Consider the following 21,526-nt stretch of genomic DNA (forward strand, 5'->3'; position numbering starts at 1 on the left):
CGGCGAAGGTGAGTTGATGGCTCATGATGTCCCTCTGGGATGCGCTCCGGATGAATATGATGATCTCATATCAGGAACTTGTTCGCACCTTCCCTAAGTATCAGCAAAGCAGCCGAAATGTTGTTTATTACGCCATCCGCAGTGAGCCAATCGCTACAGCGGCTGCGCACGCAACTCAAAGATCCGCTGTTTGTGCGTTCAGGAAAAGGGATTACCCCAACCACCGTTGCCGTTAATTTACATCAGCACCTGTCTAAAAACCTTAATCAACTCGAACAAACGATTAATATGATGGGTGATATCGAACTTGAAAAAAAGTTTGTTATCTACGGACCTGAACTGAATTTTACTCCGCGCCTGGCCAGTTTTATGAATGCAATACTGGCTGAGCCAGACCTGCAGATTGAATACCATGACTTCACTACGACTTCTGACAGCGTAGAGAACCTGCTACACCATCGTAAAGCGGATATCATTTTCACCACCACGCCGGTCCACAATCGTTCGTTTGTGTGCGAGAAGTTTCTCGAAGCGAGGATAATTCTCGTCTGCCGGGAAGATCACCCGCGGCTAGGCAACCACGCCACATTAGATGAAGTGCTAAAAGAAAGATTCACACTTTATGACGTACCTGACTCGGGGATAAAACAGTACCAGTACGATATGGACAGCATCTGGGCAGAGCGTAAATATGCTTTTCGTTCATCATCATTTATATCAATCATTAATGCTATTCACAAAACTGATTTAATAGGCGTTATGCCATACTCTTATTTTACCCTGATGAAGGAGTCACTACACTTAAAAGAAGTCGTACTATCCACTCCGCTACCGCCGACGAGCATCTACACGCTCTACAACCGTGCCTCACTCAATTCCGAATTATTCACGAGAGTAATTGGTAAATTATCAAGCGGCTCTTCTGATATGGATTAATTCAATACAAAGCCGATGCGGAAAAACATTCTGTAAATAATTATTTATGCCCGCAATTCATATTGGCAGTATTGTATAGAATTCAACTTTATTGGTTACAATCGTAAACAAGGATGGCCTACGAATGTCCATGATCAAACTCCCGCTAACCCAGTCGGTACTGGAAGCTACACATGATCGCATCGCCTGGACGTTGGATAATTTCTCTCGTATTTGCGTTTCATTTTCCGGCGGTAAAGATTCTACCGTCATGCTGCATTTAACGGCGCAGCTTGCCCGTGCGCGAAACAAGAAAATCTGCGTACTATTTATTGACTGGGAGGCGCAGTTTTCTTACACCATCACTCATTGTGAAAAATTACGTGAACTGTATAAGGACATTATTGAAGACTTTTATTGGGTCGCTTTGCCGCTGACGACGCAGAACTCACTGACCCAGTTTACGCCTGAGTGGCAATGCTGGGAGCCAGGTGTGAAATGGGTGCGACAGCCGCCAGAAGATGCCATTATCGATCCCAACTTTTTCCCCTTTTACCAGCCAGGCATCACCTTCGAAATATTTGTGCAGAAATTTGCTGAATGGTTTTCCCAGCAGCGACCGGCTGCGGTGATGGTGGGTATTCGCGCCGATGAGTCCTATAATCGTTTTTTGACCATCGCGTCCCAGCGCAAACGTCGTTTTGCCGATGATAAGCCCTGGACCACCGTCGCCCCGGGGAATCACGCATGGTACATCTACCCTATCTACGACTGGAAAACCGCCGACATCTGGACGTGGTTTGCCAAAAGCCAGCAATCCTACAATCCGCTTTACAATCTGATGTTTCAGGCTGGCGTCCCGCTGCGCTATATGCGTATCTGCGAGCCGTTTGGCCCTGAACAACGCCAGGGGCTGTGGCTTTATCACGTCCTGGAACCAGAACGATGGGCGGATATGTGCCAGCGGGTGAGCGGCGTACACAGCGGCGGTATCTATGCCGGGCAAGATAATCAGTTCTACGGGCATCGTAAAATTGAGAAACCACAAAACTATAGCTGGCGAAGCTACGCGCATTTCTTGTTGCAAAGTATGCCGGAAGCCACCGCTGACCACTACCGCAACAAAATTGCCGTCTATCTCCGCTGGTATCAAAAGCAGGGCTGGGAAGATATTCCTGATAGCCAGGAAAAAGATCTGGGTTCAAAGGATGTGCCATCATGGCGACGCATTTGTAAGGTACTGTTAAATAATGACTACTGGTGCAGAATGCTGTCATTTAGCCCCACCAAGTCCAGCCACTATCAACGCTACCGCACACGGATGGAACAAAAACGCCAGCAATGGGGATTATTATGCGACAAGAACTAATAGAGAAAATGCATCACTATCTGCAAACGCTCACGCTTGATGAAAAAATCGACGCGCTAAATCAGTTTCGTCAGGCGCTACATGAAGAGAGCCCGTTTAAAGATCAGCCTGTCGACTGCGTGCTGTGGGTCAAAGATGAGTTGGTTTCGCCCAACAACTACAACCCAAACAACATGGCACCCCAGGAAAAACGCCTGCTAACAAAATCACTGGAAGCGGATGGTTTTACCCAACCCATCGTCGTGGTTAAGAAAAACGACAGGCACTTTGAAATCGTCGATGGCTTTCATCGCCATCTGCTTGCGCATTCAAAAGCGGTGTTGAAAACACGTTTTCACGGCTACCTCCCGGTAACGCAAATGGAGCAATCTAACTGTTCACTGTCAGCGAGAATGGCCGCGACGATTCGCCATAATCGCGCACGCGGGCGTCATCAAATAAACGCGATGTCAGAAATTGTGCGTGAACTCAGCCAGCTCGGCTGGAGCGATGAAAAAATGGGTCTGGAACTGGGGATGGATGCCGACGAAATCCTACGCTTAAAGCAGATAAACGGCCTGTGCGAAATGTTTGGCAATCGCCAGTTCTCACAGGCCTGGACGGTGAAATAACTACAGGCGGCACAGGCGTTCGGCAGCGGCCAATAGCGTTGATTCCTGCTTGGCAAAACACAGTCGAATCAGCTTATGTGGGAATGGATCTGCACAGAATACCGATAGCGGTATCGCCGCCACGCCAACTTCTGTGGTTAGCCACTGGCAGAAGCTCACATCATCCGCAGAGGAAATTGCGCTGTAGTCGGCAAGCAGAAAATAGGTGCCTTCGCAGGGTAGCAGCTGCAATCGGCTCGCGCTTAATGCATCAATAAACAGATCGCGCCGCGCGCGGTAAAAATCAGGCAGTTGCCGATAATGCTCAGGCTCGGCGCGCAGCATATCCGCTAGCGCCAGTTGTGCCGGGGTGTTGACGGCAAAGGTCAGATACTGGTGTACCTTGCGCAGTTCGGCGCTAATTGCCGCAGGCGCAACGCAGTAACCCACCTTCCAGCCGGTCATATGATAGGTTTTACCAAACGACGACACCGCGACCGCTCGCTCGCGAAGCGCCGGGTGCGCCAGCACGCTGGCGTGGCCCTCGTCGGCAAAACAGATGTGCTCATACACTTCGTCACTGAGTACGTAAATCTCCCGCTCGGCGATTGCCTGCCAGAGTGCGTCAAAATCCGCAGACTGCCACACCGTCGCCGACGGATTATGCGGCGTATTGAGAATAACCAGCCGGGTCTTATCACTTAACAGTGCGGTAAACGCCTGCCAGTCGACGCGAAAATGCGGTGGCTGTAGCGCAATACGCTTCACGATGCCGCCAGAAAGTTCGACCGCCGGGGCATAGCTGTCGTAGCTCGGATCAAAACAGATAACCTCATCACCCTCACGCACCAGCGCAGTGATTGCCGCATACAGGGCTTCTGTCGCACCCGCAGTAACTGTGATGTCGCTATTCACGTCCGGAGTATGGCCATATAGCGCCGTCGTTTTCTCGGCGATAGCCTCACGCAGCGCCAGCGCGCCGGTCATCGGCGCATATTGATTCGCACCGCTGGCCACATGATGTGCAAGCCGTTCCTGAAGATAGCTCGGGCCGTCGAAATCCGGGAATCCTTGAGAAAGATTAATCGCCTGATGCTGCTGGGCCAGCGCGCTCATCTGGGTAAAGATGGTCGTACCGAGAGTGGGGAGTTTACTTTGGGGGATGAGTTGCTTTGTTGTCATTTGTTATCTGCCGCTCGTAGAACCAATGTTAACAGCAATATAACACGGTGAGCGGACTTGGCAATCAAGACGTTTAGATGTCCAAATGCATTAACAGCATTTAGCGCCACCCTTGCCACCATAGCGCGCTTCCTGGCGATCGCGGAAAAAGGCTTCGTAGGTCATTGGCGTCTGATCGGGATGGTTAATGCGCATATGTTCGACATAGTTGTCATAGTCCGGCACGCCGATCATCATCTTTGCGGCCTGGCCGAGGTATTTCCCGGCTTTAGAGAGGGTATCGAACATCGTTTTTTCCTTGTTGCATCAACCCGGCCTCGCATCACGAGACCGGGTTACGGATGACATTAATGGGCACGTTTCGCCGCGGCAACCAAATTCTCCGCATCGGCCGGCATCGGCTCATACGGGGTCTCTTTCGCCGTCGGTTTGTCCTCTTTCAGCGCCGCCAGTGCGGTTTTAATTGAGAACACCGCCAGTACCACGACCACCACCATAAAGAACATCGTGAGGCCCGCGTCGAGACGGTTGTTAAACACCAGCTGTGACAGCTGCGATTCAGTGTACTGCGGAGGGATATTACCGCTGTCGATCATCGCCTGGAACTTATTGGCAATCGCCAGGAAGCCCACTTTGGTATCGGCGCTGAACGATTTCTGCCAACCCGCCACCAGCGTACAGATTAGCAACCATGCCGTTGGCACCAGGGCCACCCACGCATAGCGCTGACGTTTCATCTTGAACAGTACCACCGCACAGAGCATCAGCGCCATACCTGCCAGCATCTGGTTAGCAATACCGAACAGCGGCCACAGGGTATTAATGCCGCCCAGCGGGTCAACCACCCCTTGGTGCAGGAAGTAACCCCAGGCCAACACGCACAGCGCCGTCGCCAGTAAGTTGGCTGGCAGCGAGTCGGTACGCTTAAGCCCTGGGCTGATAACGCCCAGCAGATCCTGCAGCATAAAGCGCGCCGCACGGGTACCGGCATCCACCGCCGTCAGGATAAACAGCGCTTCAAACAGAATGGCGAAGTGATACCAGAACGACACGTCCATCAGTCCGCCCAGCGCGCCGTGAAGGATGTAGGCCATCCCTACCGCCAGCGTTGGAGCACCGCCTGCACGGGAGACAATTGACTGCTCCCCCACTTCGTTGGCAATTTGATGCAGCAGATCCGGCGTTACCGCAAATCCCCAGCTACTCACCACCTGAGCGGCAGAAGCCACGACGTCAGCGGTCCCCGCAGGTGCCAGCACTGCCATCGGGCTGTTCATCGCAAAGTAGACGCCCGGGTCGATAATACAGGCAGAAACCAGCGCCATAATGGCGACGAAGGATTCCATTAACATGCCGCCGTAGCCGATAAAGCAGGCCTGGCCTTCGTTCGCCAGCATCTTGGGCGTGGTGCCGGAAGCGATCAGCGCGTGGAAGCCTGACACCGCGCCGCAGGCGATAGTGATAAACAGGAACGGGAACAGGTCGCCGGTCCATACCGGGCCGGTGCCATCGATAAATTTAGTCAACGCAGGCATGGTCAGCGTTGGACGCATAATCAGAATACCAATCGCCAGACCGACGATGGTGCCGATTTTCAAGAAGGTTGAAAGGTAGTCACGCGGTGCCAACAGCAGCCACACCGGCAGCACCGAGGCCACGAAACCGTAGCCCACCAGCATCCAGGTCAACTGTACACCGGTATAGTCGAACCACGGAGCCCAGGTTTCGCTCGCCGCCACCCAACCACCAGAAATAATGGCAAACACCAGCAACACGAGGCCAATCACCGACACTTCACCAATACGCCCCGGACGCAGATAGCGAATGTAGACGCCCATAAACAGCGCCAGCGGGATAGTAAAGGCCACGGTGTAGGTTCCCCACGGGCTGTGGGTCAGCGCTTTCACCACGATCATCGCCAGCACAGCCAGAATGATAACCATAATCATAAAGGTCGCAATCAGCGCAATCACGCCGGCCGTTGGTCCCATCTCTTCTTTGACCAGCTCACCCAACGAGCGTCCGTCGCGGCGAGTAGAAACGAACAGCACCATAAAGTCCTGCACCGCCCCCGCCAGCACCACCCCTGCCAACAGCCAGATCATGCCCGGCAGATAGCCCATCTGCGCCGCCAGCACCGGCCCTACCAGCGGGCCTGCCCCGGCAATCGCCGCAAAGTGGTGGCCAAACAGCACCTTTTTGTCCGTTGGAACATAGTCGAGACCATCGTTATGACGCACAGCGGGCGTCATACGCGTTGGGTCAACCTGCAGCACATTTTTCGCAATGTAGAGACCGTAAAAACGATAGGCAATGAGATACACGCAGACCGCCGCAACGACTATCCACAGCGCGTTTATCTGTTCACCTCGATTGAGGGCGATATAGCCCAGAGCAAAGGCTCCAACAATGGAGAGCAATGCCCATATAAGGTATTTCCCTGAATTGTTCATAGTTATTATCCGTATCAGTAGCAGAGGATGTTACATTTTGTGTCCGTAGCAACACCCCTGATTTAACATCCTTGAAACCGATATGAACAGGAACAAAACCTAACATTTACATCACATTGTTAACGAGATCACTTAACGAGGGAAAATGGCTGAATTAGCGAGGGAAAAAGGGTGAACTGCTCATGATATGAATGAATTGCAGGACAGGACGGATGGCGTAGCGCGTATTCGGCCTTCCCCTCCGTCCCATCCATTTGATGCTTAGCCCAGGACCGCGGTCCCTAAACGACAGGTGCAGCAGCGCCGCCCCTGCTCATCAAACACCACAATCTCCCAGCTCTGGCTCTGACGCCCAAGATGCAGCGGCTGACATACCGCACGAACCTGCCCCTGCGATACCGGGCGATGGTGCGATGCATTAAGTTCAGTCCCCACCACGCACTGGCCGTCGCGGGTCATCAGGAAACCGGCCATCGACCCTAACGTCTCCGCCAGCGCCGCCGACGCGCCGCCGTGCAGCAGGCCAAACGGTTGATGCGTCCGGCTATCAACCGGCATCACCGCTTCCAGGCTATCGTCGCCGATATGGGTATAAACAATCCCCAGATGCGCCACCATAGTGTTATTGCTGGTCGCGTTCAGCTCGTCGAGCGTTAAATGACGTTTCCAGATCATCTTAAGCTCCCAGCGTAGAACCGCCATCCACCACAATATCCTGCAGCGTGATATGGCTAGCGCTGCTGGAGGCGAGGAACAGGATGGTATTGGCTATTTCCTGCGGATGGGCGATTTTACCCAGCGGAATACCCAACTTGAACTGTTCGGCAAAACCACGGATCCGCTGCTGCTCGGCGTCATCACTCACCCACAGCACACGCTGCATATCGGTGTCGGTGGAGCCCGGCGAGACGATATTGCAGCGCACCCCGGAGCTCGCGAGCTCAAGACCGACGGTCAGCGCCAGGCTTTTCAGTGCCGCTTTCGATGCGCCGTAGGCGCTCATGCCGATGCGCGGCGTATGCGCGGCGTCAGAGGCAACGGTGACAATCGCGCCTCCTTGCTGGCGACGAAACTGCGCCATCGTCTGCTGGAATAGGTTGAATGCGCCACCCACGTTCACCGCAAAGGTCTGCTGCCAATCGGCAAGACTCAGTGCATCCGTTGCGCCCATCCGCAAAATACCGGCGGCATTGACCAGCACGTCCAGGCGCTCGGTCTTCGCCAGCACACGCTCGCACACCTGCGCCACCTGCTGCGCATCCGCCACGTCCAGCACTTCGGTGGCAAATGGATAATCATCGCCGTCAAACGCCAGATCGAAGCCAGTGACCGCTGCGCCCGCGTCAACAAACGCCAGCGCGGTAGCGTAGCCGATCCCTTTTCCAGCCCCCGTGACCCATACGGTCTGGCCGTTAAAATCGAACCCGGCCATTATTTCACCTCGCGGGAGAGCATCGCCCACCAGGCATCGATGGTCGGATTTTTCGCCAGCATCACAAAATCGATATCGCCGTACGCTTTCCGCCAGCGAGCGGCCAGCGCCATCATACGTACCGAGTCGAGGCCGTAATCAATCAGATTATCGTCGTCGAACGGCTCGTCAGATTCATCCAGCAGCGGCAGCACCAACGCCCGCAGCGCTTCTTTGCTGGCCGGGATAGACGGTAACAGTTCGTCCGTCATCACTACGCGACCGCTGCGACCAGCCACATATTTCAACGACATCAGGTGCTCATCGCGGCTGAAATCTGCCAGCGCATCGGCGACAAAGAACGGTTTAATATCGCGCATAAAGGCGTCGGTAGCGGTGGTCATGCAGCCAATGTGTGCATACACGCCGGTGATAATGAGCTGGTTGCGGCCGCTCTCTTTGAGCATCTGCTCCAGCGGCGAACGATGAAATGCGCTGTAGCGCCATTTCACCAGTACGGTGTCCGCATCGTCCGGTGCCAGCGCGGCAATTACCCGCTGTTGCTCAGGCGAACGGGTCAATCCCGGTCCCCACATATCGTTTAGCAGCGCACGATCTTCATCGCTCTGCTCTTTTGGCTGCGCGGTGTAGTACACCGGAATGCCGTTCTTTTTGCAGAAATCACGCAGCGCGGCGATGTTGGCGACCACCGTCTCCATCATCTCGCTATCGTCACCCCAGAAGTTGAGGAAATACTCCTGCATATCGTGAATCAACAGCGCCGCACGCGCCGGTTCAAACGCCCAGTCCACCTTGTTTTCGGGAAGATCCAGCGCGGTTGGCAGCGCATAGCCCTGTAGTTTTGGAATCGCCATGTTGTTTTCTCCTTCAGCCCTGCGAGCGGCTGGCCAGCCACTGACGTAATTGTTTTTTATCGACTTTACCGACGTGGGTCAGCGGCAGTTCATCCACACACTCCACTCGGTCCGGCAGTTTAAATTCGGCAACGCCCTGCTCGCGCAGGAAGCGGCGAACCTGGACTGCGCGCAGCGGCTCTTTCACCACCAGATAGGCGCAGCTTTTTTCACCCAGCAGGGTGTCTTCCATACTGACCAGCGCCGCGTACACCACCGATTCATGGCGCAGCAGCAGGTTTTCAATCTCTTCGGCGGCAATTTTCTCGCCGCCGCGGTTAATCTGATCTTTCTCACGCCCTTCCACGGTGATGTAGCCGTCTTTATCGATGGAAATGAGATCGCCGGAGCAGTAAAAACCGTCGGCGTCAAAGGCGCTGGCGTTGTGCTGCGGACTTTTGTAGTAACCACGGAAGGTGTACGGGCCGCGGGTCATCAGTCGACCAACCTCGCCGCGCGGCAGCGGATTGCCATCGGCGTCCGCCACCCAGACCTCATCGTCCGGACACATCGGATAGCCCTGGGTGTTGAGGATTTTTTCTTCGCTGTCATCCAGACGGGTGTAATTCACCAGCCCTTCCGCCATGCCAAACACCTGCTGCAACTGGCAGCCAATTTCGGCAGGAATGCGCGCCGCTAGCGTCGCTGAGAGGCGAGCGCCACCCACCTGTAATAGCGTCAGTGAGCGAAGCTGGGCATTGCTGCCCCACTCGGCAATCGCCTGTAGCCACAGACTAACCGCCGGGGGCACTAGCGCCGCGACGTTAACCTGATGCTGTTCAATCAGCGGGAAGCACTGCGTTGGACTAGGGTCTGCCGCCAGCACCACCGTGCCTTTGGCGAGGAACACACCCAGCGCACCCGGCGAGCTCATGGCGTAGTTATGCGCCGACGGGATCGCACACAGATAACGCGTTTGCGCATCAAAACGGCACACCTCATTACTGCGACGAATGCTGTAGTAATAGTCATTGTGGGTACGCGGAATAAGTTTCGGCGTGCCGGTGCTGCCGCCCGAAAGCTGAAAAAAGGCCACTTCATCGGCGGCGGTCGGCGTCGGGACAAAATCTCCCGCCGGATGCGCTATTGCCGCTTCCAGCGCGTGTTCCTGTGTGTCGTTACGCAGCAACACCACGCGCACGGAGCGGAACTGCTCGCAGAAAGCATTCAAAAACGCATCGTCGCTAAACAGCGCATGGCTGCGGTCGGCAATCAGCGCGGCCGGGGCAATCTGTTCGGCGTAGGCGTTCAGTTCATTACGCTGATGGCTGAACAGCGCATTCACCGGCGCGACGCCGATTTTCAGCAGCGCAAACAGCGTCGTATAAAATTCAGCAATATTGCCCAGTTGCACCAGCGCGGTTTCCCCACGCTTAAGCCCCTGACGCTGCAATGCGGCGGCAAGGTTATCGACAGACTGGTTTAACTGGCGGTAGCTAATCTGGCGTTCGCCATCAATCACCGCAATCGCGTCGCTGTCCGCATGGCGGGTCAGCATTTCGGTCAACGGCAGATCCTGCCAGTAGCCTTTTTCGCGATAGCGCGCCGCGAGCGCGTCCGGCCAGCGGGTAAATTCCACGGTCATAATAGAAGTCGGCTCCTAGTGCAGGCCAAATACGTTTAGCATGGTAGAAAGTTTGACGCCGGTTTCGCGCCATTCAGACTCCGGCGATGAAGCAGGGACAATGCCCGCTCCGGCAAACAGGCGCACGCCGTTATCCTTCACCCGCGCGCAGCGGATAGTGACCACCCACTCGCCGTTGCCTTCGCTGTCGCACCAACCCACGATGCCACCGAACAGGTCGCGTTCGAACGGCTCCAGTTCAGCAATCACCTGTTTGGCCACCTGATGCGGAAAACCGCTCAGCGCTGGCGTTGGGTGCAGAAGACAGGCCAGCGACAGCGCGTTTTCTTCAGCTTTGGCCTGGCCTTCTATTGGCGTAGCGAGGTGCCACAGGGTTGGCGTGTTGACCAACTGCGGGGTTTGCGGCAGCGAGAGTTGCAGGCTGCGCGGTGCCAGAGTCTGTTTCATCGACTGGGTCACCAATTCGTGTTCGTGGCGATCTTTTTCCGACGCCAGCAGACGATTTCCCGCTTCACGATCCAACACGTCATCCGGCTGGCGACGAGCGGAACCCGCCAAAGGCAACGAACTGTAATGGTCGCCCTCTTTACGCAGCAGCAGCTCCGGGCTGGCGCCCAACAGCACGCCGCCGTCGGGCAACGGAACGTGGAAGTTAAAGCTCGCCGGGTTCTGCGCCACCAGGCGCTCCAGCAACGCACCGCTGTCTAGATTCTGATCGGCGGTAATATCAATCAGACGCGAGAGCACCACTTTATCGACCTGCGGCGTCGCCGTCAGCGCAGCCGCTTGCGCGACCATATCGAGGAATATCGGGTGCTCGGGGATCTCCTGACGCGCGGTCACGGTCATCGGCTCGCGTGAAACGCTGTAGCGCGACGACTTCTGTTTCGCTGTCCGCGAAAACGTCTCGCAGCGCTCAGGAATAAACAGTGCGGAAGGCTGGCGGGTATCGAATGGGATCGCACCTACCATCACCGGGTTTTCAATCCCGGCAGATTTTGCCGCAGCAAATGCCGACGCTAACCCTTGCTGGAAGGCACTGTCGGACGCGTCGCCCCCTTCCGCCGGGCAGGTAAAACGAGTGAAGCAGCCAGACGTAGTAAAACTGCGAAACGGCGACATAAAGAAAAAGCTGTCGGCCTGGATCGGGGCCTGATGCTGCTGTTGTTGCGTTTCCGCGGCCAGTGACGTTTCCATATCATTCTCCAAAAACGATAAAGATATTACGAATAATTATCATTTATATTTTGGCTCCGTAACCTAAAAGTAAACGCCTCGTATGTCAACAGGACGAAGCAGCATCTTGTGCTTAATAGCATCGTCGTATGCCCGATGTTGTTCTTCAGCATCGTGGGCAGAACGCTTGCATCGGGACGGGACAATAGTTGAAAATGAGAAGCATTAACCAACCATAACCAGGACTTGTCCGTGAACTTCACCGCCCTGTGGCGTACCGCCGCACTCATCGCAGGCTTTAGCGTTTTGGGATTAACCTCAGCACAGGCCGCCGATTGGCCGCGACAGATTACCGACAGCCACGGCGTCCATACGCTGGAGCACAAACCGACCCGCATCGTCTCGACCAGCGTAACCCTCACCGGATCGCTGCTGGCCATTGACGCACCGGTTGTCGCCAGCGGTGCGACCACGCCAAATAACCGCGTCGCCGATGGCCAGGGTTTCCTGCGCCAATGGGGCGATGTGGCTAAAGCGCGCAAGCTGACCCGCTTGTATATCGGTGAGCCAAGTGCCGAAGCCGTCGCCGCGCAAATGCCGGATCTCATTTTGATTAGCGCTACCGGCGGCGACTCGGCGCTGGCGCTGTACGACCAGCTCTCCACCATCGCCCCGACGCTTATCGTCAACTACGACGATAAAAGCTGGCAGGCGCTGCTAACCCAGCTCGGGCAGATGACCGGCCAGGAGAAACAGGCTGCCGATCGTATTGCCGCCTTCGACAAACAGCTCGCGACGGTGAAACAGCAGATTAAACTGCCGCCGCAGCCGGTGAGCGCGCTGGTCTATACTGCCGCCGCCCACAGCGCAAACCTGTGGACCAGCGAATCCGCTCAGGGTCAGTTCCTTAAGCAGCTCGGCTTCACCCAGGCCGCGCTACCGGCTGGCCTGCATGCCAGCCAGAGTCAGGGCAAGCGCCACGACATCATTCAACTTGGCGGTGAAAATCTGGCGACCGGCCTGAACGGTGAAAGCCTGTTCCTGTTTGCTGGCGATCAAAAGGACGTTGACGCGATCTATGCCAACCCGCTGCTGGCCCATCTGCCGGCGGTGAAAAATAAGCACGTTTACGCGCTGGGCACCGAAACGTTCCGTCTGGATTACTACAGCGCCACCCGAGTGCTGGAACGCCTGTCGGCACTGTTTGGCTAACCGATTATCCGGCCTGCGCGACGCTGTAGGCCGGACAAATCCATCGTAATCAGGCTTCTGTCGACGCCGGTATTTCGCGTCTAAACCGGCGAAGCTCACCCAGCACCAACAGCAAAATCCCACCGACAATTGCTAATCCCCAACCGCTGACGCTGGCGGAAGCCACCGGGGTCAGAATCGCCCCCAGCCCGCCCAGCAGCGCCGCACCAATGGCATCGCCGGTGACGTTCTGCGCCGTCCACAGACCGTTAATACGTCCCAGCATCGCTTCGGGCGTCTGGGTCTGAATCAGGGTGTATTGCAGCAGAGAACTGATGGCGCTCAGCCAACCGAACAGCGCCAGACACACCATTGCCAGCGTCCAATGCGGCATCACGGCAAACAGGCCAATAGCAACAAAAGCCCCGACGGTTGCCAGCAGCATAATCCAGCCTGGACGCTCATTTTGCGCCAGCCGCCCGCTGGTCAGTGCGCCAAAGGCTGCCCCTAGCGGAATTGCCGCATACAGCAGGCCAATCTGCGATGCCGATATCTGCCAGCCCTGTGCCAGCGCCGGATAAAGCACGCGTACGGCGCTGGCCATGGTGACCAGCGCGCCCAGCAGCGCAATACCGCCAATCAGCGGGCTACCGAGCAGAAAACGAAAACCGGCCACCAGCGATTTCAACGGATGTTCACGCGGCTGCGGTGGCGGCGGCAGCTGCGGTAAACGTAGCAGGGTCAGGGTAGTGATAAAGGTGCCCAGCGCCGCCAGCAGGTAGTTCCACGACACGCCTCCAGAAGCCAGCAGCAAACCGCCGACCATCGGTGAAATCACCGAGCCCAGGCGCACGGTGAGCATGGTAATTGCTCCGGCCTGCATCAGGTTTTCACGCCCGACCAGCGCCGGCGTTGCCGCCAGCAGCGCGGTCACGCCCAACGAGGCGAAGAAACCGTCCCACAGCCCCAGCAGATAGATAGCCACCAGCGAAGGTTCCGGCAGCAGCGCGTTCAGCCACAGGCCGATAAAACCTACGCCGCAGGTGCCGCGCGCCAACAGAATCAGTTTACGGCGCTCATAGCGGTCGGCCAGCACGCCGCCGACCATCAGGCCGACAAACATTGCGCCACCGGTCAGCGTCACCGATAGCCCAACCTGCCAGGTCGAATGGGTCATCATTTGGATTTGGACCGGCACGGCTACGCCGAGCAGACCCAGTGAAAGAATGGAGATAAAACGGGCGATAAAGACGGCGCGGAAAGCCGGATGCGTTTTGAGCAGGCTCAGATCAAGGAGCCGGGATTGTCGGTTCATTACAAGGCCTTGTATTTTTTTCATACCCTTTCCAGGGGCGCTCATGCTACCATAAACGAATAAGATAGATAACGATAATCACTATCATTATCACATCAGGGATGTCACCATGTCGTTTTCCACTCCCGTGCTGCGTGCCATAACGTTGCCCGGTTTGTTGATACTGCTGTTTCTCGCCGTTACCCTCAGCTTATTAATTGGCGCTAAACCACTACCGATTTCCGTCGTTGTGGATGCTCTCAGCGGCACCTGTCAAAGCGCCGACTGCATTATCGTGCTCGACGCCCGTCTGCCGCGTACGTTGGCCGGACTGCTCGCCGGTGGCGCACTAGGTCTTGCGGGTGCGCTGATGCAAACTCTCACTCGCAATCCCCTTGCCGACCCGGGTATTCTCGGCGTTAACGCTGGCGCGAGCTTTGCCATCGTCCTCGGGGCGGCGCTGCTCGGTATCTCTTCGCCGCAAGAACAGCTGGTGATGGCCTTTTGCGGCGCGTTGGTCGCCTCGCTCATTGTGGCCTTCACCGGCAGCGCAGGCGGCGGCCAGCTCAGCCCGGTACGCTTAACGCTAGCGGGCGTGGCGCTCGCCGCGGTACTGGAAGGTTTCTCCAACGGTATCGCCCTGCTCAACCCCGATGTTTACGATCAGCTGCGTTTCTGGCAGGCCGGTTCTTTGGATATTCGCACCCTGCAAACGCTGAAAACGGTGCTGGTGCCGGTGCTTATTGCCGGTGCCATAGCGCTGATGATGAGCCGCTCGCTCAATAGCCTGAGCCTCGGTACCGACACCGCTACCGCGCTGGGTAGCAAAGTGGCGCGGACGCAAATTACCGGGCTGCTGGTGATTACCATTTTGTGCGCCAGCGCCACGTCGGTGGTGGGGCCTATCGCCTTTATTGGCCTGATGATGCCGCATATCGCCCGCTGGCTGGTCGGCGCGGATCATCGCTGGTCGCTGCCGGTCACTCTGCTCGCCACCCCGTCGTTGTTGCTGTTCGCCGATATTATTGGCCGCCTGCTGGTGCCCGGTGAACTGCGCGTCTCGGTGGTCAGCGCCTTTATTGGCGCGCCGGTGCTGATTTTCCTTGTTCGTCGTAAGGCGAACGGAGGTGTCCGATGACCACACCTTCCCGCCGTTTAATCATTAGCTGTCTACTGCTACTCGCCGCATGCTTGTTGCTCACGCTGTTGAGTCTGCGTAGCGGCGCGGTGACGCTGGAATTGTCACAAATTTTCGCGGCTCTGTTCGGCAATGCACCCCGCGCTATTACCATGGTAGTGACCGAGTGGCGCTTGCCGCGCGTAATGATGGCGCTGCTGATTGGTGCCGCACTCGGTGTGAGTGGCGCTATCTTCCAGTCGTTGATGCGCAACCCGCTGGGGAGCCCGGACGTGATGGGCTTCAACACCGGCGCGTGGAGCGGCGTGCTGGTGGCGATGGTCTTCTTCGGCCAGAGTCTCACCACCATCACGCTGGCCTCAATGGCCGGTGGCATTGTGACCTCGCTGCTGGTGTGGGCGCTGGCATGGCGAAATGGGATCGACACCTTCCGGCTGATTATTATCGGCATTGGTATCCGCGCGATGCTGATGGCTTTCAACACCTGGCTGCTGCTGCGGGCGTCGCTGGAGACCGCGGTTTCCGCCGGTTTGTGGTTTTCCGGCTCGCTCAACGGGCTAACCTGGGCCAAAATCTGGCCCGCCGCACCGCTGATGGTGATTGCGCTGGCGTTCTCGGCGTTACTGGTACGCCGTCTGCGCCTGCTGGAAATGGGCGATGACAGCGCCTGTGCGCTGGGCGTACGCGTAGAATATTCCCGCCTGCTGCTGATGCTTATTGCGGTGGTGTTAACCGCTGCCGCCACCGCGCTGGCCGGGCCGATTTCGTTTATCGCGCTGGTTGCACCGCACATCGCCCATCGTCTTAGCGGCACTGCCCGCTGGGGGCTGACCCAGGCGGCGCTCTGCGGCGCAGTTTTGCTGGCCGCCGCTGATTTCTGCGCCCAGCAGCTGTTCTTGCCTTATCAACTTCCGGTGGGCGTTGTGACCGTCAGCCTTGGCGGTATCTACCTCATCGTGTTGCTTATTCAGGAGTCTCGCAAAAAATGACCGACCATGTAGCCCGTTTGCGCGGCGACCAGTTAACCCTCGCCTACGGTAAAAAAACCATCGCCGAGTCGCTGAACGTCACCATCCCGGATGGTCATTTCACCGCCATTATCGGCCCGAACGGCTGCGGTAAATCGACGCTCTTGCGCACGCTCAGCCGTCTGATGACGCCGACGCAGGGTCACGTCTACCTTGATGGTCAGGAGATCCAGCATTACGCCAGCAAAGAGGTGGCGCGACGGATTGGCCTGCTGGCACAAAACGCCACCACGCCGGGTGATATTTCGGTTCAGGAATTGGTGGCGCGCGGCCGCTACCCGCACCAGCCGCTGTTTAGCCGCTGGCGTCAGGAAGATGAAGACGCGGTGCAAAACGCCATGCAGGCTACCGGGATTGTTAATCTGGCGAGTCAAAGCGTGGACACCCTTTCCGGCGGGCAGCGACAGCGCGCGTGGATTGCGATGGTGCTGGCGCAGGACACGTCGATTATGCTGCTCGACGAGCCAACCACGTGGCTGGATATCAGCCATCAGATTGATCTACTGGAACTATTGAGCGAACTGAACCGCGAGCGCGGCTTTACGCTGGCCGCCGTGCTGCACGATTTAAATCAGGCCTGCCGCTATGCGACCCATTTAATTGCCCTGCGTGACGGGAAAATTGTGGCGGAAGGTGCGCCAAAAGAGATAGTCACCCCGGAGCTTATTGAAGCGGTGTACGGGCTGCGCTGCATGATTATCGATGACCCGGTGGCGCATACGCCGCTGGTGGTGCCGCTGGGAAGGCGCTGAGATTTTATGACCTGCGAACCTGCCCCCTCACCCTAGCCCTCTCCCCACGGGGGAGAGGGAACGGTACGGAGCATATTGTAAAGTTCAGACTCAGCCTGCCCCTTCCACCATCGGGAAAAGGGAACCGTACGGTGCATATTGTAAAGTTCAGACTCAGCCTGCCCCTCCCACCATCGGGGAAAGGGAACGGTACGGTGCAAATTGTAAAGTTCAGACTCAGCCTGCCCCTCCCACCATCGGGGAAAGGGAACCGTACGGTGCAAATTGTAAAGTTCAGACTCAGCCTGCCCCTCCCACCATCGGGGAGAGGGAACGGTACGGTGCCAATTGTTTCTACTCGCTAAAGCTCAGGCTCAGTCTGCCCCCTCTCCCTTTTTAAGGGAGAGGGTTGGGGTGAGGGTTACTGCACGGTACCCTCACCCGCTCACAGCAACGAACCTACCCCAGTATCTCGCGGATCACCGGACCAATCGCTTCAAATGCCGCTGGCGTGATGATGTCTACGTGCGCGCAGTTCTGGCTGTATACCTCCAGTTCTCCCACCCACGGCCCCCAGGCCACCAGCGGATCGGCCTGACGCGTTTTCTCGGCGACAAACAGCGTCGCCTTACCGTCAAACTGTGCGCTATGTGCAGTGGTGAGCAGACGTACCGCATCGGCGTAGTTACCTTCGATGGCGGTAAACAGTTCGCTGGAAGCTTGCCCCTGCTGTGCGGCAAGGAAGGCTTCACGTTCGCGATCAATCTCGGCCAATACAGCCGGATCGAGACCGTTAGCCTCTTTTTCCGCCCAGTTTTGCGTTTCCGGCGGCCAGGTATCCAACAGACCGAGGAACGCCACCTCTTCGCCTTGCTGGCGCAGACGCGCCGCGATGCCCTGCGCCAGCGTGCCGCCCAGCGAATAACCTAACAGATAATACGGCCCGCGCGGCTGCTCGCGTCGCAGCGTCGCTAGGTGATGTTCGCAAACCTCGTCCAGCGTGGAAGCTGTTTGCATCGGCCCCTGAGGACGCGGCGACTGAATACCGGTAATTGACCAGCGCGGCGACAGATAGCGCGACAGTACGCTGAACTGCCAAGCGAAGCCGGAAGCCGGATGGAAGCAGAACAACGTTGGCCCCGTCCCGCTGCGCAGCGGCAGCAAAGGCTCATAGCCCAGACGCTGCGCCTGTTCATCATCATTGGCATCCAGCAAAACGCTGAGTTTCCCGACCGTTGATGAGACCATCACCTGCCCCGGCGTGACCTGACGCCCCACACTGCGGCTCAGCATTGCCGCCAGCCGCATCGCCAGCAGCGAATGGCCGCCAAGCGCAAAGAAATCGGCGTCGATATCGTTGATATCGCAGCCCAACAGCTCGCTGAAAGCCGATGCAACCAGAATCTCTGTTGCCGATTGCGGCGCGCGACCCGCAGTTTTCTGCGTCAGAGACGGCAGCGGCAACGCTTTACGATCGAGCTTCCCGTTGGCGCTGAGCGGCAATGCGCTTAATTGCAGGATAACCACCGGCACCATATGCGGCGGTAGCTGTTCGCGCAGGCGCGCCAGCAGGGAATCCGTCTCTAAAGGCAGCCCGGAAGCGGACACCACATAGCCCACCAGCTGGCGCGCATCGCCGCCGGTGGCCGCCGCCTGGTTAATCACGCAGGCATGGGTCACCGCCTGCTCGACGTCCGGCAGCGTTTGCATCATCCGGTCAATTTCGCCCAGCTCAATGCGCTGGCCGCGGATTTTCAGCTGGTCGTCGCTGCGGCCTAAATACTCCACCGCACCGTTGTCCAGCCAGCGCGCCACGTCGCCAGTGCGATACATGCGCTCACCGGGGGCAAACGGATCGGCGATAAAGCGGCTGGCGGTCAAATCCGGTCGCCCCAGATAGCCTTGCGCTAGCTGAATGCCGGTCAGATACAGATCGCCTGCCACGCCGAACGGCACCGGCCACATCATCGCATCCAGAATGCGCAGCCCGGTGTTCCACACCGGGAAACCAATAGGCACGCTGTTGCCGGTAACCGCCGCCAGCGCCTCGCCGTAGGCCGGGTACCAGCTCACGTCTACCGCCGCTTCCGTCGGCCCGTATAAGTTATGCAGCGGGACATGCGTTAACTGTTCCCACTCGCGGCACAGCCCGGTTGGCAGCGCTTCACCGCTACAGAACACCTGTTTGAGTGAACGACAGCACGCGGCCGTTTCCGGCGTCAGCGAGGCCACAAACGCCGCCAGCATCGAAGGCACAAAGTGGGTCGTGGTGACGCCATATTCGGCAAAGAAACGCTGCATCGCCAGCGGGTCACGGTGCGCTTCCGGCTCCGCCATCACCAGGCTTGCGCCGGTGATAAACGGCCACCAGAATTCCCACACCGAGACATCAAAACTGCACGGCGTTTTCTGCGCCACCACGTCGTCGGCGGTGAGCGGATAGTGGTCCTGCATCCACAACAGGCGATTGACGATGGCCTCATGGCCCACCATCACCCCTTTCGGGCGTCCGGTGGAGCCGGAGGTAAAGATGATGTAGGCCGTCTGTTCAGGCTTAGCCAGATTCAGCGGCTGCTCGTCCCCCGCCGGTAATGGCGCATTCAGGCACAGGCTTTCGATATTCGGGAAACGGTGCAACTGGTCGTCGGCGGTGATCAGCAGCGAAGGCTGCGCATCCTCCAGCATCATCTGCAAGCGATCGTCCGGGTAGCCGGTATCCAGCGGCAGCCAGGCAGCGCCTGCCTCGACGATAGCGTGTAACGCCAGAGTCAGGAACACGGAACGAGGGAGCGCCACGGCGACGCTGTCACCGGGTTTGACGCCGCGCTGACGCAGCACGTTGGCCAGCGCAACCACCTGCTGGCGCATTTCGCGGTAGGTAAAGCGATACTGTGCATCAGCCAGCGCCACGGCGTCCGGCATTTTCAGCGCCTGCGCTGCCACCAGCGAGCTTAAGGTTGCCGAAGGCAAAACTTTCTCGGTGGCGTTTATCTGCGCCAGGCGCTGATATTCCGTTTCCGATACCAGTTCAGCATCAGCGCAGTTGAGCGCGGGATTGTCGGCGAACTGCTGTAAAAGCGCGGACAAACGGGCGATATGTTGCTGCAATATCGCTTTATCATAACGCTGCTGATTGGCGAGAATTTCCAGCGACAATCCACCGTCTTCATCCGGGAACAGCGCCAGTTCCAGATCGTTGACCGGGCCAGTAGCCAGCGTGTGGGTAGTGAAGTCAACGCCGTCGAAAGCAAGGCGATAATCAAACATTTTAACGTTAAATACCGGGCCAAATAGCGCCTCGTCTCCGGCGGCTTTTCCGGCATCCCGGACGATTTGTTCGGCATCATAACGCTGATGGCGGCGCATTTTCTTCAGTTGACCGGAAAGGCGCGTGGCCAGTTCTGCCAACGTCTCCTGGCCGTTCAGCGTAACTGCCAGCGGCAGCACGTTCAGTACCGGCCCGGTGGCAGTAAGCGCGGCGGAACCCATGCGACGCATAAAGATAAATCCGGCAGCATATTCGCTGCGCCCGCACAGACGTCCCAGCCACAGCGCGGCTAAGGCCAGCGCCAGATCGGCAGGCTGACACTGCGGCGCAGCGGCGCTCAAGCGGGAAAATGCCCGGCGGTCGGCGGTGAGCTTCAGGCGCCAGATTGCCGTGCTCTCGGCTCGCCCCGGCAGCGGTGCGGGGGATAAAGAGGCCGGAGAAGGCAGCACTTGTCGCTGTTCGGCCCAGAAGGCCTTATCGCGCTGGCAGGCCTCGCTATCGCGATAGCGCTGGTACTCCTCCACCACCTCGGCGAACGGCGTGAATACCGATTCTGGCGTCGCGTCGCCTTGCTGCCAGGCCTGATAAATCAGGCTTATCTGGCGGGTGATTGCCGGGAAACTAAAGCCATCAACCAGCAGGTGATGATAGCGCTGATACCAGAACCAGTGGTTGTCTCCCACCTGGAAAAGCTGGTGGCAGAACAGCGGGTTGCCGCTGTCTACGCGGCTGTTCTGTGCGAGATCGGCCTGCATTTTCGCGAGCGCCGCCTGCTGCGGGTCAGCCTGATGGCGTAAGTCAAAAATCGGCGGTTCAGCAATCACCGCACCTTCGTCCACCCACTGCCAGACGTCGCCGTTATCCTCAGTAAAACGCAGGCGCAGCGTGTCGGCCTGCATCATCCCGGCGGCAATGGCGCGTGCCAGCAGCTCACCGTCAATATCCCCTTTCAGTTCAACGTAGTGCGCCACGCTCCAGGCGTTAGGCAGCGTGGAGAGGGCTTCCGCCATCCAGATCCCCGGCTGAGCGGCGGTTAACGGTAAACGGGCGCTCATGACTGGCCTCCGGCGGTGGCAAAATTAGCGGGAAGGAGCGTGTTCCAGTTGGCCGACAGCCAGGCATTGCATGCCTCAAGCGGCTGTGGCTCGCAAATCACCGTCCAGCCAGCGGGCAGCAAGCACTGTTGTGGCCAGAGACTGAACTGTTGTTTAGGGTTTTGCAGAAGATAAAACTGCCCTTGCGCCACGTCGAAGGGGTTACTGACTTGCATACCAAACTCCT

18 protein-coding genes are annotated in these 21,526 nt (G+C 57.5%); 7 read left to right on the plus strand and 11 right to left on the minus strand.

All coding sequences use genetic code 11. From position 1 onward, the window contains the following. Window positions 1-78 precede the first annotated feature (78 nt). The 3 genes from ABOC97_RS14950 to ABOC97_RS14960 all read left to right on the plus strand — a co-directional run bounded on the left by ABOC97_RS14950 (window position 79) and on the right by ABOC97_RS14960 (window position 2,895). Complete coding sequence (locus ABOC97_RS14950) at window positions 79-936, plus strand: LysR family transcriptional regulator (protein WP_459253826.1); 858 nt, start codon at window positions 79-81, stop codon at window positions 934-936. 124 nt (window positions 937-1,060) lie between these two features. Beyond that, complete coding sequence (locus ABOC97_RS14955; protein ID WP_349599107.1) at window positions 1,061-2,284, plus strand: phosphoadenosine phosphosulfate reductase; 1,224 nt, start codon at window positions 1,061-1,063, stop codon at window positions 2,282-2,284. Next, window positions 2,269-2,895: an IbrB-like domain-containing protein gene (locus tag ABOC97_RS14960; RefSeq protein WP_349599110.1), complete on the plus strand. Its 627-nt coding sequence runs from the start codon at window positions 2,269-2,271 to the stop codon at window positions 2,893-2,895. The genes ABOC97_RS14955 and ABOC97_RS14960 overlap by 16 nt, the downstream gene beginning before the upstream one ends. On the opposite strand, the gene ABOC97_RS14965 is transcribed toward ABOC97_RS14960, so the two are convergent. From ABOC97_RS14965 to entC, 8 genes are all read right to left on the minus strand, one after another. Next, complete coding sequence (locus ABOC97_RS14965) at window positions 2,896-4,056, minus strand: pyridoxal phosphate-dependent aminotransferase (RefSeq protein WP_349599113.1); 1,161 nt, start codon at window positions 4,054-4,056, stop codon at window positions 2,896-2,898. A 90-nt stretch (window positions 4,057-4,146) separates the two neighbouring features. Next, entirely contained in the window at window positions 4,147-4,344 is a 198-nt protein-coding gene (locus tag ABOC97_RS14970) for a YbdD/YjiX family protein (protein ID WP_349599115.1), read from the minus strand. A 59-nt stretch (window positions 4,345-4,403) separates the two neighbouring features. Continuing rightward, on the minus strand, window positions 4,404-6,509 hold the full coding sequence (cstA, locus tag ABOC97_RS14975; protein WP_349599118.1) for a pyruvate/proton symporter CstA: 2,106 nt from the start codon (window positions 6,507-6,509) through the stop codon (window positions 4,404-4,406). A gap of 261 nt (window positions 6,510-6,770) precedes the next feature. Beyond that, window positions 6,771-7,184 (minus strand): proofreading thioesterase EntH, encoded by a 414-nt coding sequence (gene entH, locus ABOC97_RS14980; RefSeq protein WP_349599121.1) that lies wholly within the window; start codon window positions 7,182-7,184, stop codon window positions 6,771-6,773. Window position 7,185: 1 nt separating this feature from the next. Further along, window positions 7,186-7,941, minus strand: coding sequence for a 2,3-dihydro-2,3-dihydroxybenzoate dehydrogenase EntA (gene entA, locus ABOC97_RS14985; RefSeq protein WP_349599124.1), 756 nt, complete (start codon window positions 7,939-7,941; stop codon window positions 7,186-7,188). After that, a complete protein-coding gene (locus ABOC97_RS14990; RefSeq protein WP_349599127.1) occupies window positions 7,941-8,795 on the minus strand; it encodes an isochorismatase in 855 nt (284 codons plus the stop codon). The genes entA and ABOC97_RS14990 overlap by 1 nt, the downstream gene beginning before the upstream one ends. A gap of 13 nt (window positions 8,796-8,808) precedes the next feature. After that, complete coding sequence (entE, locus tag ABOC97_RS14995) at window positions 8,809-10,419, minus strand: (2,3-dihydroxybenzoyl)adenylate synthase EntE (protein ID WP_349599130.1); 1,611 nt, start codon at window positions 10,417-10,419, stop codon at window positions 8,809-8,811. Window positions 10,420-10,434: 15 nt separating this feature from the next. Then, window positions 10,435-11,616, minus strand: a complete 1,182-nt coding sequence (entC, locus tag ABOC97_RS15000; RefSeq protein WP_349599133.1) for an isochorismate synthase EntC — start codon at window positions 11,614-11,616, stop codon at window positions 10,435-10,437. A 231-nt stretch (window positions 11,617-11,847) separates the two neighbouring features. Between entC and fepB the strand changes: the two genes are divergently transcribed. Then, window positions 11,848-12,807: a Fe2+-enterobactin ABC transporter substrate-binding protein gene (gene fepB, locus ABOC97_RS15005; RefSeq protein ID WP_349599136.1), complete on the plus strand. Its 960-nt coding sequence runs from the start codon at window positions 11,848-11,850 to the stop codon at window positions 12,805-12,807. Between the two features lie 49 nt (window positions 12,808-12,856). Here fepB and entS read toward each other — a convergent pair whose 3' ends face one another. Next, window positions 12,857-14,101 carry an enterobactin transporter EntS gene (entS, locus tag ABOC97_RS15010; protein ID WP_349599379.1) on the minus strand — a complete coding sequence of 415 codons (1,245 nt, stop codon included), beginning with the start codon at window positions 14,099-14,101 and terminating at the stop codon, window positions 12,857-12,859. A 109-nt stretch (window positions 14,102-14,210) separates the two neighbouring features. Between entS and fepD the strand changes: the two genes are divergently transcribed. From fepD to fepC, 3 genes are read left to right on the plus strand one after another with little or no spacing between them, the layout of a single operon-like run. After that, entirely contained in the window at window positions 14,211-15,218 is a 1,008-nt protein-coding gene (gene fepD / locus ABOC97_RS15015) for a Fe(3+)-siderophore ABC transporter permease (protein WP_349599139.1), read from the plus strand. Further along, window positions 15,215-16,207, plus strand: a complete 993-nt coding sequence (gene fepG, locus ABOC97_RS15020; protein WP_349599142.1) for an iron-enterobactin ABC transporter permease — start codon at window positions 15,215-15,217, stop codon at window positions 16,205-16,207. Before fepD ends, fepG begins: the two co-directional genes overlap by 4 nt. Further along, a complete protein-coding gene (gene fepC, locus ABOC97_RS15025; RefSeq protein ID WP_349599145.1) occupies window positions 16,204-16,998 on the plus strand; it encodes an iron-enterobactin ABC transporter ATP-binding protein in 795 nt (264 codons plus the stop codon). The genes fepG and fepC overlap by 4 nt, the downstream gene beginning before the upstream one ends. Before the next feature lie 438 nt (window positions 16,999-17,436). Here fepC and entF read toward each other — a convergent pair whose 3' ends face one another. Together entF and ABOC97_RS15035 are read right to left on the minus strand one after the other, a co-directional pair. Next, window positions 17,437-21,300 carry an enterobactin non-ribosomal peptide synthetase EntF gene (gene entF / locus ABOC97_RS15030; RefSeq protein ID WP_349599147.1) on the minus strand — a complete coding sequence of 1,288 codons (3,864 nt, stop codon included), beginning with the start codon at window positions 21,298-21,300 and terminating at the stop codon, window positions 17,437-17,439. After that, entirely contained in the window at window positions 21,297-21,515 is a 219-nt protein-coding gene (locus ABOC97_RS15035; RefSeq protein WP_349599150.1) for an MbtH family protein, read from the minus strand. The genes entF and ABOC97_RS15035 overlap by 4 nt, the downstream gene beginning before the upstream one ends. Window positions 21,516-21,526 lie beyond the last annotated feature (11 nt).

Source organism: Kluyvera huaxiensis (assembly GCF_040149365.1).
GTDB classification, from domain to species: Bacteria; Pseudomonadota; Gammaproteobacteria; order Enterobacterales; family Enterobacteriaceae; genus Kluyvera; species Kluyvera intermedia_A.